Annotated in this window: 14 protein-coding genes; 3 read left to right on the forward strand and 11 right to left on the reverse strand. The window is 65.6% G+C overall.

Translation table 11 applies throughout. The annotated features are described in order from the left end of the window. Positions 1–43: 43 nt before the first annotated feature. The 11 genes from H9656_RS10030 to H9656_RS10080 form a co-directional block, all read right to left on the reverse strand. Positions 44–1,369, reverse strand: coding sequence for a hypothetical protein (locus H9656_RS10030; RefSeq protein WP_191744119.1), 1,326 nt, complete (start codon positions 1,367–1,369; stop codon positions 44–46). 335 nt (positions 1,370–1,704) lie between these two features. Continuing rightward, complete coding sequence (trxB, locus tag H9656_RS10035) at positions 1,705–2,712, reverse strand: thioredoxin-disulfide reductase (protein ID WP_191744120.1); 1,008 nt, start codon at positions 2,710–2,712, stop codon at positions 1,705–1,707. A gap of 76 nt (positions 2,713–2,788) precedes the next feature. Then, entirely contained in the window at positions 2,789–3,130 is a 342-nt protein-coding gene (locus tag H9656_RS10040) for a hypothetical protein (RefSeq protein ID WP_191744121.1), read from the reverse strand. A gap of 157 nt (positions 3,131–3,287) precedes the next feature. Next, positions 3,288–4,316: a mitochondrial fission ELM1 family protein gene (locus tag H9656_RS10045; RefSeq protein ID WP_318240628.1), complete on the reverse strand. Its 1,029-nt coding sequence runs from the start codon at positions 4,314–4,316 to the stop codon at positions 3,288–3,290. After that, the gene (gene greA / locus H9656_RS10050; RefSeq protein WP_003170051.1) at positions 4,307–4,780 is read right to left on the reverse strand and encodes a transcription elongation factor GreA; all 474 of its coding nucleotides are present in this window, start codon (positions 4,778–4,780) and stop codon (positions 4,307–4,309) included. Before greA ends, H9656_RS10045 begins: the two co-directional genes overlap by 10 nt. Positions 4,781–4,955: 175 nt before the next feature. Beyond that, positions 4,956–5,177: a hypothetical protein gene (locus tag H9656_RS10055; RefSeq protein ID WP_191744122.1), complete on the reverse strand. Its 222-nt coding sequence runs from the start codon at positions 5,175–5,177 to the stop codon at positions 4,956–4,958. A gap of 315 nt (positions 5,178–5,492) precedes the next feature. Continuing rightward, the gene (locus tag H9656_RS10060; protein WP_191744123.1) at positions 5,493–6,809 is read right to left on the reverse strand and encodes an amidohydrolase; all 1,317 of its coding nucleotides are present in this window, start codon (positions 6,807–6,809) and stop codon (positions 5,493–5,495) included. A 374-nt stretch (positions 6,810–7,183) separates the two neighbouring features. Next, positions 7,184–10,483: a carbamoyl-phosphate synthase large subunit gene (gene carB, locus H9656_RS10065; protein WP_191744124.1), complete on the reverse strand. Its 3,300-nt coding sequence runs from the start codon at positions 10,481–10,483 to the stop codon at positions 7,184–7,186. Between the two features lie 10 nt (positions 10,484–10,493). Then, complete coding sequence (locus H9656_RS10070) at positions 10,494–10,814, reverse strand: ribonuclease E inhibitor RraB (RefSeq protein ID WP_003166071.1); 321 nt, start codon at positions 10,812–10,814, stop codon at positions 10,494–10,496. Between the two features lie 174 nt (positions 10,815–10,988). After that, complete coding sequence (locus H9656_RS10075) at positions 10,989–14,309, reverse strand: TonB-dependent receptor domain-containing protein (RefSeq protein ID WP_191744125.1); 3,321 nt, start codon at positions 14,307–14,309, stop codon at positions 10,989–10,991. 223 nt (positions 14,310–14,532) lie between these two features. Next, positions 14,533–15,231, reverse strand: a complete 699-nt coding sequence (locus H9656_RS10080) for an HAD family hydrolase (protein WP_191744126.1) — start codon at positions 15,229–15,231, stop codon at positions 14,533–14,535. A gap of 120 nt (positions 15,232–15,351) precedes the next feature. On the opposite strand from H9656_RS10080, the gene H9656_RS10085 reads away from it, so the two are divergent. From H9656_RS10085 to H9656_RS10095, 3 genes are all read left to right on the forward strand, one after another. After that, positions 15,352–16,659 (forward strand): amino acid permease, encoded by a 1,308-nt coding sequence (locus tag H9656_RS10085; protein ID WP_191744127.1) that lies wholly within the window; start codon positions 15,352–15,354, stop codon positions 16,657–16,659. Between the two features lie 86 nt (positions 16,660–16,745). Continuing rightward, complete coding sequence (carA, locus tag H9656_RS10090) at positions 16,746–17,906, forward strand: glutamine-hydrolyzing carbamoyl-phosphate synthase small subunit (protein ID WP_191744128.1); 1,161 nt, start codon at positions 16,746–16,748, stop codon at positions 17,904–17,906. Beyond that, positions 17,907–18,875, forward strand: a complete 969-nt coding sequence (locus H9656_RS10095) for a hypothetical protein (protein ID WP_191744129.1) — start codon at positions 17,907–17,909, stop codon at positions 18,873–18,875. Positions 18,876–18,878: the final 3 nt, after the last annotated feature.

Raw genomic sequence — 18,878 nt, forward strand, 5'->3', positions numbered from 1 at the left:
CCACAACAATGAGCGACTTGGGTGGGGGCGGGAAATATTGTGCTCATAAGCTCAAAACTCTCTTCATCCAGTCGTTGGGCACTACAGGCCAACTTGTCTGGTTTTGTTGCATGTATTCTATAGCCGAAGGGGATTTCATTAGGCTAGCGAGGATGCGCGTGGCGAGGACAGGTGCTGGTGAGTCAGAAAACTCCACTGCCGCGAAGTGTTTTTCTAAGGCGTGTTTGTCGTAACGACGCCCAAGGACGGCTTGATAGGCCGATCCCAGAAAGCGCATGAACGCTAATCGGTCCTGCCATCCGGATTCGCGGACTGCGTTTGCAGCCATCCTGTCATAGTTCTGGCAGACGAAGTCAAATATGGCGTTGGCGCAAAGTTCGCGGTTATCCTGCGCGATTGGCGGCAGCAACTCTAAATCCAGTCTGCTTGATGGTGGAGCCAGATCGGTATCAATATCGGCCGCCAGACTTTCGGACAGCTCCGTGGCAGTCATAATTTGGTCTAGGTCGAGTTTTCGCCTTGTGTGCGGAACTCGGCCAAAAGCCTCGTGGTCGCGATTGAAAAAGCCTTCTCCCAGATCGCAGCTGTTCGCGTAAAGACTGCGGTCAATAAAGATGTGGACTGGCATGCCCAAGGCGAGAGCCTCTAAGCTCATGGAGGAAAAGTCTCCATAGACACGATCAGTTGTAGCGAGCAAATCAGATGTCAGATTAGGTTCCGACAGGAGGCAGGAAGCGCGCTCGAATTTGACTTCATCTGAAAGTTTAAGCGAGGCCGGATGGAGCAGATAGACGATCCCTTCCTTGTCGGGAAGGGCTTCAAGGGCCTCCTTTTTCACGCCCCAAGAGAAGATCACCAACTTTCGTTGGCCAGGGTGGGAGTGACGCCAGTGATAGGGTAGGGAGTTATTGTACTGTGAAGACTTGGCGCGCAGATCGCGGAGGTGTTCTAGTCGCGGATATCCGCCTAAAAGGAAGCGATCCTTGTTTTCGGGGTACAGCCGTTTCAGCCGATCAAGCCAAATCTTGGTGGGTGCCATATATGCATCGTGCTTCTGAAAATGCGCGCCATACGTATACATCTTGAAAGGAGCTATACCGTGCTCGATCCCAATCGACATATAGCTGGACCGATTACGAAAGAGCGCTATATGATCTAAAATACTGACTGACGAAGAAACTGTAACCGGAAACTTGTCTTGAGCAAGCCGTCCTACAAGGCCAAATTCTGGCTCTTGAATTTCGCTTACTAAGTCCTTTATAAGAAAAACCCCCCTAAACCTGGACTTTAGGGCTTCATGTAAGGGTGATAAACAGTATGTATCTTTCTCTTCTAGACCCAATAAGTAAATGTTATGTTCTTTAATCATGGGGTGCCTGCGTATCTTTGTATAAAGGAAAGATTCGGTCTGTCGGATAGGTTGAATAGACTACTTTCTTCCCCTTTTTATTCGAAAAACTTTCATTGAGGCTAAGTAAACTGTTTCCAAGTTGGCGCAAGGTATGTGTCCTTCAGGAAGATGTGCCCACTTATGAATGCAGAAGCTGATATCCAGATTATTAGTGGTATCGATGTTTCTCAAATGGCCATATCAAAATATGGATCAGGGCTCCGCTGCATCAATTTCGCGCTGGAATCGATCGAGCCGCAAGCCGTTTTGAGAGGGATAGGTTGGAGGGCACCGCTCTGAAGCGACGGGCCTATTCACCAGGCGCCGATCTTCTCGGCTTCCTTGTGGCTGATAGGATTGTGGGCGGCCTTGTGGTCTTCCTCGGCCAGGAAGCGGGCGGCCTCGAGCGCGGCCATACAGCCCATGCCCGCCGCCGTCACCGCCTGACGGTAGACGTCGTCGGTGACGTCGCCGGCGGCCCAGACGCCCTCGATGGCGGTCGCCGCCGTGCCCGGCTTGACCACTAGATAGCCGCCAGCCTTGGTTTCGAGCTGACCGTTAAACAGTTCGGACGAGGGGGCGTGGCCGATGGCGATGAAGACGCCGTCGGCGGGGATCTCGCTCAGATCGCCGGTCTTGACGTTCTTGAGGCGCACGCCCGTGACGTTGCGCGCCACGCCATCGACGACGCCGACGATCTCTTCGACAGCCGAGTCCCAGACGACCTTGATCTTGGGGTGGGCGAACAGGCGGTCCTGCAGGATCTTCTCGGCGCGGAACTCGTCGCGGCGGTGCACGACGGTCACGGTCTCGGCGAAGTTGGTGAGGAACAGAGCCTCTTCCACGGCGGTGTTCCCGCCGCCGACGACCACCACCTGCTTGCCCCGATAGAAGAAGCCATCGCAGGTGGCGCAGGCCGAGACGCCGAAGCCTTGGTATTTCTGCTCGCTGTCCAGCCCCAGCCACTTGGCCTGGGCGCCGGTGGAGATGATGACCGTCTCGGCCAGGACTTCCGCGCCCGAGTCCAGAGTCAGGCGGAAGGGCCGCTGGGACAGGTCAGCCTGGGTCACGATGTCATGCAGCACTTCCGTGCCGACATGCTCGGCCTGGGCCTGCATCTGCTGCATCAGCCACGGGCCCTGGATGGTCTCGGCGAAGCCGGGATAGTTCTCGACGTCCGTGGTGATGGTCAGCTGGCCGCCAGGCTGAAGCCCGGCGATCATCACCGGGTTCAGCGAGGCGCGGGCGGCGTAGATGGCGGCGGTCCAGCCGGCGGGGCCGGAACCGATGATGGCGACACGGACGGTACGAGCTTGGGTCATGGCGCCTATTTAGGCGCTGATTCCCGGAAGCGCGATGGCGGTGCGACATTTCACGGGCCTGTTCCGCCGATTGGCGTCAGGCGAGCGCCTGCTGGCCTTCCGATGTGCGGGCGGCGCGCAGCTTTTCCAGGGTGTCGGCGACCTCAGAGAGAAAAGCCTGACGTCGAGCTGCGGCCTCGGCGGGGTCGGCGCCGTTGCGCATGACGCGGCCATTGAACACGGAGGCTTCTTCGCGGATGCGGGCGACCAGGGCGGTCAGGTGCCCCTTGCCCTTGCGCTGGTCCATGACCTGGGCGTGGGTGTCGGCGTCCCGCAGCCGCCGAGCCAGAGCATCATCGACATCCTGTCCCATCTCGGCGCGGCCAGCCATCTGGCTGAAGTCGTGGGCGTAGAGGCGGATGAAGTTTTCAACGATCAATTCGGAGCGTCCTTTCGGTGAAAAAAGAGCGTCAAAGTTCAAGGCGCAGCCGTCCGCCCAGCGTTTCCGCCGTCGGATTGGGGTCGTGTTTTGCCTTGATGTCTCCATATGGGGACGGCGAGGCCGTTTCGCCACCGTCGCCGGCAGGCTCCGGAGATCAGCGAAGCTTCAGGGCCGCAAGGATGGCGCGGGCGGCGCGGTCGGTCTCATCCAGCGGCGCATAGGTCCACGGCGTCAGCGCGCCGTCGAACGGGCGGGCCGCGCCGCGCGCCTGGAGGTCGGCGTGCAGGCGGGTGAACTTGCCCGGCGCCTTCTTCGCGACCATGGGGAGGATGTGGACCGGCTTGCCGGTCGAGGCGGCCTCGGTGGCCATGTTGGCGCTGTCCTCGGTGACGAGGATGTGGTCGGCGGCGTCCAGCATGGCGAACAGGGGATTGTCGCCCGTCCCGTCCCAGATCCAGCCGGGCAGACGCGACAGGCGCTCGGCCATCGCCGCCTTCGCCGCCGCGGGCGTCCGACGCGAATAGGTCAGCAGCAGGGAGCCGTTTGCAGCCTCTACGGCCTGGGCGATGCGCTCGGCCAGGTCGGCGGCGTGGGCGGGCGGCAGGTCGAAGGCGGCTGACGCGCCGCCTACCATCACCGCCACGCGCGGGTGTGGCAGGGGGGCGATGCGGGATGCGAAGGCTGGCGCGGCCCCACTCAGACGCTGCGGCGTGATGCGATGCGGACTGCCGGAGATCGACAGGACGTTGGCGCCGGCGAGCCCGTCGTGGGCGGGGGCGACGATCAGATCGTAGCGGTCATTACGCCAGCGCGGGTCCTGGGTCTGGACGACGAAGGTGCGGCCGCCGCTCCAGTCGCGCACGCGCGCTGACAGCGGCAGGCTGGCGCGGCCGGTGGCGATCCACAGGTCAGGCCACTCAGCGACGCTGCGCGGATCGAACGAGCCCGGGGCCAGCATGGCGAGGGTCTTCCAGGCCGAGGGGAGCCGGTCGAAGGCGGGGCGCCAGCGGACCTGCTTGATCTCGATCTGGGCGGGGGTCAGGCGGGCCACCGCCTCGGCCAGGCCTAACGCCTGGTTCTGGATGCCGGTGCGGCCGTCGGAGACGACCCAGATGGCAAGAGGGCGCGCAGCCATGCCGCGCGCCCTGCCTTCAGCCTCGATGTCGGCGGAGGTTACTTCCACTCGACCTTGAGAATCTCATAGGCCTTCACGCCGCCGGGCGTGTTGACCTCGACCACGTCTCCGACCTCTTTCGAGATCAGGGCGCGGGCGATCGGCGAGGCGATGGAGATCTTGCCCAGCTTCACGTCGGCCTCGTGCTCGCCGACGATCTGATAGACGCCTTCTTCCTCGGTGTCCTCGTCCACGAAGGTGACGGTGGCGCCGAATTTGACCTGGTCGCCGGACAGTTTGGACACGTCGATCACCTGGGCGCGGGACAGCTTGTCCTCGATCTCGGCGATCGAGCCCTCGATCCAGCCCTGACGCTCCTTGGCGGCGTGATACTCGGCGTTTTCAGACAGATCGCCATGCTCGCGGGCTTCCGCGATGGCGGCGATCACACTGGGTCGCTCCACCGACTTCAATTGCTTGAGTTGGTCGTCGAGGGCGCGGTAACCCTCGGCCGTCATCGGCACTTTTTCCATTGTGTCGTGAGTTTCTTGCTACGCCCGAAGACAGATGAGAGACGGTTCGGTGCACCTCGGCCACGAGGGCGTCACGTGACCGGCCAAAGAAGGTAGGGCGCCCGGCGTCTAAACTCAAGATGGCAGCGCAATTCGCCAGCCGTTGTTCGTTACAACAACGGCGCTGCCGCAGCCGTCAGTCGCCGGCGGGGCGCGGGGGCGCTGGGGGGCGGCGCTGTGTCAAACGGTCTCTGCCGAAGGCGCGGCGCAGGGCCGAAAAGGCGATAAAGCCCAGCGCCGCCAGCGCCAACAACATGAAGGCGCCGGACACGACCGCTACGCCGGCGGCGATGAAGGCGATGACGAAACAAACAGCCGAAAACAGGGCGGCGATGACTTGGACGACGGAGAGGCGCATGGAGCTGTTAACGCCTTTCCGACCGCTGAGTTGCCGCTGACGCTCAGCGAGCTCTCCGGCGGGTGCGGCGGCGCGCGGTCGGCGCCGCCTCCGCAACCGGCGCATGGGCGGAGGCTTTGCGACTGTGCTTCCACAACTTCCAGGCGAGGCCTGCCAGGGCGATCTTGCCCGCGTGCCGACCAGCCATGGAGCGGCCGCGCCGCGACAGCAACAGGCCGCTCAAGAGCGTAGGCAAACTGGGCAGGAACATGGGCGGCGTCTCCGGAGATCCAGGTCCACTGGTCAACGGCCGGGACGCCGCCCGGTTCAACAGTCTTAGCGTTTCGGCATGAGCGCCTCGGCCGCCAGCACCGAACCTTCGACGCCCAGGGTGACGGCCGGCTCGGGCGTGATGCGGAACAGGCCGGAGTGGTGACCAGCCGCGCCCTTGACCTGATCGGGCGGCGTGCCGCCGACGCGGAAGTAGACGCCCTTAACGCCCAGCTCGGGAGTGACGAACTCGGCGAAGTCCTCGGCGCCCATGCCGGTGCGCGGATTGTTGATCAGCACGCCCTCGCCCAGGCCCGCGGTCAGGGCCTCGCGGACGCGCGTCGCGGTCTCGGCGTCGTTGCTCGTGGGCGGGGTGTTCTCCAGCGGCGAGCGCACTACGGTCGGCAGCCTGTCCTCCGGCACGCCCAGAGCACGGGCGGTGTTCGCCGAGATGCGGTCGATGCCGTCCAGCAGCTTGGCGCGGACCTCGGGGCTGTCCGAGCGCACGGTCAACTGCATGTCCACGCGGTCGGAGATGATGTTGTGCTTGATGCCGCCCTTGATGGCGCCGACCGTGACCACGGCGCCTTCCAGCGGGCTGGTCTCGCGGCTGCGCAGAGACTGCAGTCCCACCACGATGTGCGAGGCGACCAGGATGGGATCGACCCCCAGATGCGGCGAGGCGCCGTGGGTGGCGACGCCGTGGACGGCGATGTCCACGCTGTCCGAGCTGGACGAGGTGATGCCCAGCGGCACGCCTATGCGGCCGGTCGGGGTGTCCGCCGAGACGTGGAAGGCCAGGGCGTAGTCCGGCTTGGGGAAGCGGGAGTAGAGGCCGTCCTGCACCATGGCGCGGGCGCCGAAGATGCGCTCCTCGGCCGGTTGGGCGACCAGGACCAGGGTGCCGGACCAGTTGGCCTTGCGCGCCTGCATTTGACGCGCCGTGCCGACCAGGGCGGCGATGTGCACGTCGTGGCCGCAGGCGTGCATGACGGGCTTCTCCACGCCGTCGGTGTCGACCTGGCGGGCGGTGGAAGCGTTGGCCAGGCCCGAGGTCTCCTCGACCGGCAGGCCGTCCATGTCCGCGCGGATCATGACCGTGGGGCCGGGGCCGTTTCGCAACACGGCGACCACGCCCGTGCCGCCGACGCCGGTGGTGACGTCATAGCCCAGCGCGCGCAGTTCCTGCGCCATGCGGGCCGCGGTCTGGACCTCCAGCCCGGACAGTTCCGGGTTGCGGTGAAAATGATCGAACAGAGCGCCGAGGTTGGCGTCGTAGTCCGCCTTGACCGCCGCTTTGAGGCCCGCGTCCTGGGCGATGGCGGGCGCGGCTCCGGCTGCCAGGACGGCGGCCAGGATGGCGGTGAGCGTGGTCTTTTTCATGATGTGTCCCCTTGTCCCGGCGCCGACCTTATCGCGGGGCGAGGGGACGGCAACCTTTTCCGAGAGCGTGGGGCGGGCCGAGCGCGCCAAGCAGGCGCCTTTCTCTCAATCGCCGTCATCCTCGGGCTTGACCCGAGGATCCAGCCGTCCGCCCGCGCGACGGGACCAGGCTTCTCGCGCCGCGCCACTAGATCCTCGGGTCAAGCCCGAGGATGACGGCGGGGAGGGGCAGAGGGAAGCGAACGGAGGCTGGGTCGAAGCGCGCCAAGCAGCCTCTCCACCGCTTCGCGGTCCCCCTCCCCATGAAATGGGGAGGATAAGAAAAAGCCCCCGACGATCGCTCGCCGGGGGCCGTTTCAGGACTGGGCCGAGGCTCAGTTGTAGCTCTGGATCGGGCGCACATCCATTTCGCCGTGGCGGACGGCGGCGATGCCCTGGGCCGCGGCCAGCGAACCGGCGGCGGTGGTGTAGTAGGGGATCTTCATCATCAGGGCCGTGCGACGGATCGAGAAGCTGTCGGCCAGGGCCTGCTTGCCGTCCGTGGTGTTGAAGACCAGCTGGACCTCGCCGTTCTTCATGGCGTCGACGATGTTCGGGCGGCCTTCCAGCACCTTCTTGACCAGGCCGACCTCAAGGCCCTGCTCGGTCAGATAGGCGTGGGTGCCGCCGGTGGCGATGACGGCGAAGCCCTGGGCCAGCAGCGTCTTCACCGCCTCGACGATGAAGGGCTTGTCGGCGTCCTTGACCGAGACGAAGGCCGTGCCCTCGGTCGGCAGGATGGTGCCGCCGCCGGTCTGGGACTTGGCGAAGGCGCGGGCGAAGGCGGGGGCCAGGTCGGCCTCGCCCTCACGTTTCCAGTCCAGGCCCATGACCTCGCCGGTCGAACGCATTTCCGGGCCCAGGATGGTGTCGACCCCGGCGAAGCGGGCGAAGGGGAAGACGGCTTCCTTGACCGCGATGTGGTCCAGTTCCTTGTCGACCAGGCCGAAGGAGGCCAGCGGCACCCCGGCCATGACCTTGGCGGCGATAGCGGCGACGGGCTGGCCGATGGTCTTGGCGACGAAGGGCGCCGTGCGGCTGGCGCGCGGGTTCACTTCCAGCACGAAAATGCGCGGGTTCTCGCTGTGCGGCTCCTCGATGGCGAACTGCACGTTCATCAGGCCGCGCACCTTCAGGGCCTTGGCCATGGCGGTGGTCTGCCGCTTCAGCTCGGTCACGGTGGCGGGCGAGAGCGAGTAGGGCGGCATGGAGCAGGCGCTGTCGCCCGAGTGGACGCCGGCTTCCTCGATATGCTCCAGCACCCCGGCGACGAAGACGGTCTCGTCGTCGCACAGGGCGTCGACGTCCACCTCGGTGGCGCGGTTCAGATAGTGGTCGATCAGCACGGGATCGTCGCCCGAGACGCGCATGGCCTCATGGACGTAGCGGTCCAGCTGCTCGCGGTCGTGGACGATCATCATGCCGCGGCCGCCCAGGACGTAGGACGGGCGCAGCACGACCGGATAGCCGACTTCCTCGGCCTTCTGGGCGGCTTCCTCGGCCGAGCGGGCCAGGCCGTTCGGCGGCTGGATCAGGCCGATCTCGTTCAGCATCTGCTGGAAGCGCTCGCGGTCCTCGGCCAGGTCGATGCTGTCGACGCTGGTGCCCAGGATCGGCACGCCGTCTTCCTGAAGCGCGTGGGCCAGCTTCAGCGGGGTCTGGCCGCCGAACTGGACGACCACGCCGATCAGCTCGCCCTTGGAGCGTTCGACGTCGATCAGCTCCAGCACGTCCTCGGCCGTCAGCGGCTCGAAATACAGGCGGTCGGAGGTGTCGTAGTCGGTCGAGACCGTCTCGGGGTTGCAGTTGACCATGATGCTCTCGACGTCGATGTCGGCGAAAGCGAAGGCGGCGTGGACGCAGCAGTAGTCGAACTCGATGCCCTGGCCGATGCGGTTCGGACCGCCGCCGAGGATGACGGCCTTCTTGCGGTCCGACACCTCGGCCTCGCAGGCCGGGATCTGGCCCAGGGCGCCGGTCTCATAGGTCGAATACATATAGGCGGTGGCGGATGCGAACTCGGCGGCGCAGGTGTCGATGCGCTTGAACACCGGGCGCACGTCCAGGGCGCGGCGGGCCTTGCGGACCTCGCTCTCGGTCTTGCCGGTCAGGGCGCCCAGACGGGCGTCGGAGAAGCCCTTTGACTTGAGCTTGCGGAAGTCGGTCGCCTCGGTCGGCAGGCCCTGGACGCGGACGTGGCCCTCGGTGCGGATCAGATCGGCGATCTGGCGCAGGAACCACGGCTCATACGAACAAGCGGCGTGGACCTCTTCGACCGTCAGGCCGTGACGGAAAGCTTGGGCGATGACGCGGATGCGGTCCGGCGTCGGCAGGCCCAGGGCGCGGATGACCGCGGCCTTGACCGAGGCGTCGTCCTCGGCCCCGGCGACGCCGTCGATCTCGATGTCGTCGAAGCCGTTCAGACCGGTCTCCAGGCCGCGCAGGGCCTTCTGCATGGATTCCTGGAAGGTGCGGCCGATGGCCATGACTTCGCCGACCGACTTCATCGCCGTGGTCAGCGACGGCTCGGAGCCCGGATACTTCTCGAAGGCGAAGCGCGGGATCTTGGTGACGACGTAGTCGATGGCCGGCTCGAAGCTGGCCGGGGTGACCATGGTGATGTCGTTCTTCAGCTCGTCCAGCGTGTAGCCGACGGCCAGCTTGGCGGCGATCTTGGCGATGGGGAAGCCGGTGGCCTTGGACGCCAGCGCCGAGGAACGCGACACGCGCGGGTTCATCTCGATGACGACCAGGCGGCCGTCCTTGGGGTTGACCGCGAACTGGACGTTCGAGCCGCCCGTCTCGACCCCGATCTCGCGCAGCACGGCGATCGAGGCCGCGCGCATCATCTGATATTCCTTGTCCGTCAGGGTCATGGCCGGGGCGACCGTGATGCTGTCGCCGGTGTGGACGCCCATCGGATCGATGTTCTCGATCGAGCAGATGATGATGCAGTTGTCCGCATGATCGCGGACCACCTCCATCTCGTATTCCTTCCAGCCCAGCACCGATTCTTCGATCAGCACTTCGGTGGTCGGCGACAGGTCCAGGCCGCGTTCCACGATCTCGTGGAACTCCTCGACGTTATAGGCGATGCCGCCGCCGGTGCCCGCGAGCGTGAAGGACGGGCGGATGATGGCCGGCAGGCCGACGAAGGCCAGGGCGTCGTCGGCTTCCTCGATGTGGTGGATGGCGCGCGAGCGGGGCGATTCCAGGCCCAGCTTGTCCATGGCGTCGCGGAACTTCTGACGGTCCTCGGCCTTGTCGATGACCTCGGCCTTGGCGCCGATCATCTCGACGCCGTGACGGGCGAGGGCGCCCGAGGCGTTCAGGGCCAGAGCCGTGTTCAGCGCCGTCTGACCGCCCATGGTGGGCAGCAGGGCGTCCGGCTTCTCCTTGGCGATGATCTTCTCGACCATCTCGGGCGTGATCGGCTCGATATAGGTGGCGTCGGCCACCTCCGGGTCGGTCATGATGGTGGCGGGGTTCGAGTTGACCAGGATGACCCGGTAGCCCTCGGCCTTCAGCGCCTTACAGGCCTGAACGCCGGAATAGTCGAACTCACACGCCTGGCCGATGACGATCGGACCGGCGCCGATGATCAGGATGGACTTGATGTCTGTGCGCTTGGGCATCGGCGTCTACTCAGTTCGTCACGACCGCGCACTCCCAGCCGTCGTAGTCGAGCTGGAAGGCCGCGGCCCAGGTTTGCATCATGGCCGACACAGGCGAAAACGACGCCTCGTCGACCGGCATGGTGGTCTCCAGGACGGTCATGTCGCCCTGGCCCCGCGTCAGGAAGCCCGCACGGCGGGCCACCTCGCACAGGTCGCCGTGCGCCTCTTCCTCGCCGTAGAAGTAGAACAGCGTATGGCGCGGGGTGATCCCGCTGTCGCCTTGCTCTGCGAGCGCGGCGCGCACCATGGCGTCCTTTTCTTCGTGGCTGGTCAGGGCGGCGGTCTCCACGCGCGCAGACGGCCGGGCGCGAGCGCTGTCGCGGCCGATCCGTTCAGGTTGTCGGTTAAGCGGCCCGTTTAGAGAGGAGGGGGCCGGGGGGCAAGGGCTTATCCCCCCTGAGCGCACAAGAAAAAGGGGCGGCCCGTAAGGACCGCCCCCTGAGTTTCAAACCTCGTCCGTCCTTTAGAAGGGACGGAAGTTCAGGCCGACGAAGAAGCGACGGCCGTACGGGTCGAAGTTGGAGTAGATGGTGGTGCCCAGGATGTCGCGCTGTTCGGCGTCAAACAGGTTCACCACGCCGGCGCGCAGCGTCAGGTCGTCACGCACGTTGTAACGCACGGTCAGATCGTGACGGACGAAGTTGCCGGTGTCCATCTGGTCGGCCAGACGCGAGTCCGCGTTGTTCACGAAGTCGCGGGCGCGGACGATGTTGGAGGCGGACTGCCAGTCGGCGGTCCAGTTCACGTTCCAGATGTCGTTCGGGCGCCAGGACAGCGAGGAGGCCATGCGGACACGCGGGTAGGCGTTGGTGCCGCTCAGGCCGATGCTGGCCGCCAGTTCGTTGTAGTCCGACGGATCCGCCTCGTTCAGATACTGCTTCTGCTCGATCAGCCACGAGCCTTGCAGACGCCAGTCGAAGGAGCCCCAGTTCTTGCCCCAATCCGCGGTGTCCCACGAATAGTTGGCGCCGAAGTCGAGGCCGCGGGTTTCCAGGGCCGCGTAGTTGAACGAGCGCTGGATGAAGCCGCCGATTGCGTCACCCGACGGCGCGCCGACGCCGAACGGGATGTCCGGGTTGGTGCGGAAGATCGAGTCACAGGCGTCCATGTTCAGCTCGGAGCCGCTGACGCAGTTGGCGGCGATACCGGCGGCCGAGACGGAGGCGATGACCTTGTCGATGCGGATTTCATAGTAATCCAGCGACAGGGTCAGGCCCGGGACGTAGCTCGGCTGATAGACGGTCGAGAAGGTGAAGGATTCCGACTCTTCCGGCGTCAGGTTGGGGTTGCCGCCCGAAACGCCGGCGATGCCCGAGGTGTAGTTCGGGTTGAAGTCGTCGGTGTTGGTCGCGGTCTCGCCAGCGAAGTCGAAGACCAGGCCCTGCTGGGCGGCCAGCGCCGTACAGTTCTTCACGCGGTTGGCCTTGATCTGTTGATCATCCAGGGCCGCGATGTTGGCCGTGGAGCACGGATCGCTGAAGTTGTTGGCGAAGGTCTGGCCGTACGGCGAGAAGTTCTCACCCAGGTCCGGCACGCGAACCGAGGTGTTGAAGCTGGTCTTGAAGGTCAGATCGCGGATCGGACGGTAGACCAGGTTCACGCCGTAAACGTCGACGTTGCCCACGGTCGAATAGTCGGCCCAGCGGTACGAGCCGCTCAGCTCGGCGTATTCGCCCAGGAAGGAGTCGCGGAACAGCGGCACGGAGACTTCCGCGAACAGTTCCTTGGACTCATAGCTGACTTCCGGGAAGTCGGCGCCGGTGTTCAGGAACAGCAGGCGGTCGCCGGCCGTGGTGCTGCGGCCGACGGCCGAGGTGCTTTCCTTGCGCCATTCGCCGCCGACGGCGAAGCCCAGGTTGCCGGCGCCCCAGAAGTCCCACAGTTCGGTCGAGACCGAGCCGAGGAGCTGGTGCTGCTCGTTCATTTCCTCGACGCGGACGAAGGCGTCGACGTACTCCAGAGCTTCGGCCGACTGGTTGCCAGCGCCGAAGATGTTCAGCGGGGTGCACTGAGCGATGGAGTTGCGGCCATACTCGGTGTCGCGCAGGTCGCCGCCGCGCACGCGGTCAGCGATCACGGCGTCGCCGCGGGCGTCCATCAAGGTCGAGCGACACACGATGGCGCCCGGAGCACCCAGGATGCCCGTGGTGTCGACCACGGCGTCAGCGGCCAGGGCCATGCGCTGCACGTCGACGCCGCGCTCGATGTTCTCGATCTCGGCCTTGCCGTAGGTGTAGCCCAGATCCCAGGCCAGGGACTTGGCGAAGCCGACCTGGCCGTGGTCGCCGTCGAAGCCGACGACGTAACGCTGCAGGTCGCGGGTGTTGGCTTGCGAACGCTGCGGGCCGAAGAAGCTGTGACGCGCGATCGGCAGGCTTTCCGTGCGGAGCAGTTCACCCGCGTTTTGGGCCGTCGGCGGCGCGTAGACGTCGATGCGGTTGTTGGCGATCGCATCCTTCATCGACTGCGGCAGGAAGGCGTTGTCAGCCCAGCGCAGATCGAAGGCCGAGGTGGCCCAGATCGAGTTGGTCTGGTTGGCGCCGTAGGAGTCGTTGTCCAGATCGACGTCGAAGAACGTCGGCTGGCCGCGCATGAAGGTTTCCTCGGTGATGTACTTGGCCGAGGCGCGGAAGTTGATCGAGTCGGTGACCTTGAAGTTGGTCCCGACCTGGTAGCGCTGCGATTCCGAGGCCGGAACGCGGCTGAAGCCCGCGACTTCGCCCAGCGGCATGCCGTCGCCGCCGATGTTGTACGGACGGTTGATGCCGACGTTGCCGACGCGCTGGCCGAAGTTGGCGTCGCGCGCCACGCCGCCCTCATAGACGAAGGTCTTGCCCGGCGTGATGCCGAAGCAGTTGGCCGCGTAAGAGAACCCGCCGCCCGGGAAGCAGTTCTGGTAAGGAATGTTCGGGTTGGTCAGGTCGCTGGGACGCTGCAGGTTGGCCAGGGTGGTCTGGCCCCAGGGCAGGATGTCCAGGCGGTTCAGGCCGTAGAAGACCTGGGCGTCCAGACGGCCGTCATACGGATTGTTGGTCGGGTCGGCGTCGACGGCCAGACGGGCCGGGCCGCGACGGATCCAGTCGATGTCCATCGAGTCGACATTGTCGATCTTCTCGTACTCGGCGTGAGCATAGACGTTCAGACGGTCGTCGAAGAAGTTCTTGCCGATCAGGCCCGAGATGCGGCGGGTGGCTTCGCCGTTGTCGTTGATCTGACCGTAGTTGGCGTCGATCTCCAGGCCCTCGAAGTCCTTCTTGAGGATGAAGTTCAGCACGCCCGAGACGGCGTCGGCGCCGTAAACCGACGAGGCGCCGCCGGTGATGATTTCGACGTTCTGGATCAGCAGGCGCGGAATGGCGTCGACGTCCACCGACAGTTCGCCGCCGGCCGAGCCGATGTGGCGACGGCCGTCGACCAGCGTCAGGGTGCGGTTGGCGCCCAGCGAGCGCAGGTTGGCCAGCGACAGGCCGCCCGCGTTCAGGCTGGAACCGGTGGTGTCGGACGGCACCGTCGAGTTCTGCAGGGCCGGGATGGTGGCCAGGTAGTCGATCAGGCTGGTCTGACCGGTCGACAGGATCTCTTCCTGGGTGACCTGGATGATCGGGGTCGGGGCGTTGGCGGCGCTACGGCGGATACGCGAGCCGGTGACGACGATCTCGCCGACTTCGGTGGCTTGGGCGTCCGACGCGGGCTGTTCAGCGACCTGGGCCGAAGCAACGCCGGCGGCGGCGATGGCGCTGATCAGAACAGTGCTGCCTAGCAAACGGGAGCGGGTAATACGCATACAGTTAAGCCTCAAATGACGACACGGTAGGAACCATGATCCGCCACAGGATTGCCTCAACCTGAGGAGGTCAAGGCGCTTCGCGCGTGCAAGGCCTGAAGTGCGACGGTAATGTTGCCGTGTTGCAAATTTGGGACGAATTTTGTCCAATAATGACGATAAAGAGGCGTATTATTGTACCAAACAAGGCCAATAGTGTTCGAAAGTGGGCGATATTGCCTTGTTACGTTTGGGCGGCGTTCAGCCATGCCGGTACTTCGTCGAAACGGCTCAGGCTGACGAAGCGAGGATGGCCTTCGGGCGCTTCCGCCAGCTCGTGCGCCCAGGTGATCGGGTATGGGATATGGATTCCCCATGCGCCGGCCTCAATGGCGGGCAGGACGTCCGACCGCATCGAATTGCCGACCATGGCCGCGCTTGCCGGCACTACGCCGTGGCGGGAGAAGATCGTGCTGTAGGTGGCGCGGTCCTTTTCCGACACAATTTCGACGCCAGAGAAGTAGTCGCCCAGTCGTGAGGCCGCCAGCTTGCGTTCCTGGTCCATCAGGTCGCCCTTCGTGATCAGAATGAGGCGATAGCGCGTCGATAGCTCGGCCACGGTGTCGGCCACGCCGGGGAGGGTTTCGACGGGGTGAACCAGCATTTCGCGCCCCGCGGCGAGGATTTCGCGCACGATGTGGGGCGGCGCCGAGCCGTCGCACAACTCCATCGCCGTTTCCAGCATCGATAGGGTGAAGCCCTTCACGCCATAGCCGTAGAGCCGCAGGTTGCGCCGTTCGACCTGCGCCAGGCGGTCCATCATCACCGGCTCTTCGGCATGGTCGGCCAGCAGTTCGGCGAACCGCTTCTGGCTGAGGCGGAAGAGGGTCTCATTGTGCCAGAGGGTGTCGTCGGCATCGAGGCCGACCGTTGTGACGGGCATGGGCGTACTCCAGAACTTCCGGTGAGGCCTTACCACGCCAGCCTCGACCGCTCATCCCGGCGAGGGCGGGGAACGAATCTTGATGGCGACGACTGCGACATTTCGGTCTATGCGGCGGGCATGAGCCAAGTCGACATCCTGCCTGAACCCTCGCGCCGCATCGGCTGGGGCCTGGCCGCCCTGGTGGTGGCGGGGAACATGATCGGATCGGGCGTCTATCTGCTGCCCGCCACCCTGGCTCCGACCGGCAGCAGCAGCCTGATCGGCTGGATTGTCTGCGGCGTCGGGGCGGTGACCCTGGCGCTGGTGTTCGGCGGTCTGGGGCGGATGCAGCCGGAGGCCGACGGCCTGTCGGACTTCGCCCGGCGGGGGCTGGGGCGGTTTCTGGGCTATCAGACGGGACTGGCCTATTGGGCCGCCTGCCTGACCGGCAACGTCGCCGTGGCGGTGGCGGGGACCGGCTATCTGGCCTTCTTCTTCCCGGCGCTGAAGGAGCCGATGTGGGGCGCGCTCAGCAATCTGGCGCTGATCTGGCTGACGACCGCGGCCTATGCGGCGGGATCGAAGACGGCGGCGCGGTTCGGAGCGATCACCCTGGTGCTGGGTCTGATCCCCATCGGCCTGGCCATCGTCGCCGGAGCCATCGCCTTCAGCGGCGACACTTTCGCCGCCTCGTGGAGCCCGGCGGGCGAGCCGTTGATGAAGACGGTTCCGGCGTCGCTGGCGGTAATCTTCTGGGCCTTCCTGGGCGTGGAGAGCGCGGCGGCCCTGTCCAGTCAGGTCAAGAACCCGGCGACCGACGTGGGCCGCGCCTCGCTGGGCGGGGTGCTGCTGGCCTTCGTCGTCTATGTGGCGGCCAGCGTGGCGGTGTTCGGCGTCATCCCGGCCGATATCCTGGCCCATTCGACCAGCCCCTATGCCGATCTGGTGGCGCGCGTGATGGGGGCCTCGGTGGCCGGTCTGGTGGCGGCCTGCGCCGTCATCAAGGCGACCGGCACCATCGCGGGCTGGACCATGATGGGCGGCGAGACGGCGCGCGCCTCGGCGGAGGCCGGCTGGCTTCCCCGCTGGTTCGGCGGAGCGCAGAAGGGCAAGACGCCCCTGTCCAACCCCCTGATCAACGGCGCTATCATGAGCGCCATGGTGATCGCCAGCGCCCAGCCGACCTTGGGCCAGCAGTTCGGCGTGCTGATCGGCGTGACCTCGGTGCTGACGCTCTGCCTGTACGCCCTGTGCTCGGTGACGCTGTGGAAGTTGACGAAGAAGCCCGGCTGGCGCCTGCTGGCCGTCGGCGGGGCGGTGTTCTCGGCCTTTGCGGTCGCGGCGGCGGCGGGGGGCTATATCTGGCCCAGCGTCGGCTTCTTCGCCGTGACCAGCCTGGCCTGGTTGTGGGTTCGCAAGCGCCAGGGGCGCTTCCAGACGGCATAATCGCAGGCCGTGTTGACAGGACCCCATCATCTCTTTAGCGACCCCGCCGTTTGTCCGCCCGTATTCACTGCTAGGAGCCCTGCGCCATGACGACTCAAATTCTGTCCGGCGCCACCGGCGTCCTCGTGCTCGCAGATGGAACGGTGCTGTCGGGAATTGGCGTCGGGGCGACCGGATCGGCCGTCGGCGAGGTGGTCTTCAACACCGCCATGTCGGGCTATCAGGAGATCCTGACGGACCCGTCGTACATGAGCCAGATCCTGGCCTTCACCTTTCCGCACATCGGCAACGTCGGGGTGAACCTGGAAGACGTCGAACAGATCGGCGAGGCGCCTGAGCGCGCCGCCCGCGGCGTCATCCTGCGCGACGTGCCGACGGAGCCGGCCAACTGGCGCGCCACGGGAAGCCTGGATGGCTGGATGGCCTCGCGCGGCGTCATCGGCCTGGCCGGCGTGGACACTCGCGCCCTGACCCAGCTGATCCGCGACAAGGGCGCGCCCCACGCCGTCATCGCCCATGATCCTGAAGGCAAGTTCGACCTGGAGGCCCTGACGGCCCAGGCGCGCGACTGGAAGGGCCTGGTCGGCCTGGACCTGGCCAAGGACGCCTCGACCACGCAGGCCTTCGAATGGACCGAGGGCGCGTGGGACTGGCCGACCGGCTACGCCAAGCCTGAGGCCGGCGACAAGTCGGTGGTCGTCGTCGACTATGGCGTGAAGCGCAACATCCTGCGCGCCCTGGCGTCGACAGGCGTGAAGATCACCGTGGTGCCCGCCTCGACCACGGCCGAGGACATCCTGGCGCGCAATCCCGACGGCGTGGTGCTGTCGAACGGTCCGGGCGATCCGGCCGCGACCGGCGAATACGCGGTGCCCGAGATCAAGAAGCTGCTGGACAGCGGCAAGCCCCTGATGGGCATCTGCCTGGGCCACCAGATGCTGGCCATCGCGCTCGGCGCCAGGACGCTGAAGATGGATCAGGGCCACCATGGCGCCAACCACCCGGTCAAGGACCTGACCACGGGCAAGGTCGAGATCGTGTCGATGAACCACGAGTTCTCGGTCGACGGCGCCAGCCTGCCCGAGACGGTGGTCGAAACACATGTGTCGCTTTTCGATGGTACCAACTGCGGCATCGCGCTGAAGGACCGCCCGGTGTTCAGCGTGCAGCATCACCCCGAGGCCTCGTCGGGTCCGACCGACAGCCTCTATCTGTTCAAGCGTTTTGTGGATTCCATGAGGGCGTAAATGGCTTCACCGGCGGCGAAGTCAGCCTATCTAGGCTGGGTCGCCGCCGCGATCGCGGGCGAGAGGGGGGCCTCTCCGACCTTTGCGGCGGCCGAGCATGATCTGATCCTTGGCTACGCCACCGGCTATGAAGCGGCCGATGTGGCGGTCTTCGTGCGTTCCCTGCGCGCCGTCTACGCCGGGCCGGTGGTCCTGGTGACGGACCAGGAGCCAGCGCTTCTCGATTTTCTGGCGCAGCATGACGTGGAATCTGTGTCGCCGCCTTTCGCCTGCAGCGGGGTCTGGCGTCCGCATCCCGTAATGCAGCGCTTCGCCGCCTTCGACGCCCTGATGAGCGAACGGACCTGGGCGCGACATGTGTTGCTGACGGACGTCCGCGACGTGGTCTTCCAGGCGCCGCCGTTCGACCCGCCGCCCCAGAAGCTTGAGTTCTTCGTCGAGTATGACGGCGGGCTGAAGGGGCATGCCTTCAACATGAAATATCTGCGCGGCGTCGGCGGCGAGGACGTGGCGCGCGCCTTGGCGGACAAGCCGTGCGTCTGCGTCGGCACCGTCGTGGGCCCGCGCGAGAGCATGATCCGCTTCTGCCGCACCCTGCTGATGCTGGCGGCCATTCCGCGGTCCGAGATCGGCGGCGCCTTCGGAGCGGATCAGGCGGCGTGCAACATCGCCCTGCACCTGGGCCTGGTCGAGGGAGAGACGCGGCCCAACTACGGCCGGATCGCCACCGTGGGTCTGACGCCCGGCGACGTGTTGTCGCTGGACGGGACCGGCCAGATCGTGAACCCGGATGGCGGGGTCAGTCCGGTGGTGCACCAGTATGATCGCCACCCGGCGCTCATGGCCACCATGCACGAGCGCTGGGGTCAGGGTTTCGAGGCTCGCGAGCGGCGCCGAGGCAAGAGCCTGTCAGAGCGAGGACGCAAGCTCAGAGACTCCGTCGCGAGACGTCTGCCGGAGCTGCGCTGAGGC

The sequence above is a fragment of the Brevundimonas guildfordensis genome (assembly GCF_014836405.1).
GTDB classification, from domain to species: Bacteria; Pseudomonadota; Alphaproteobacteria; order Caulobacterales; family Caulobacteraceae; genus Brevundimonas; species Brevundimonas guildfordensis.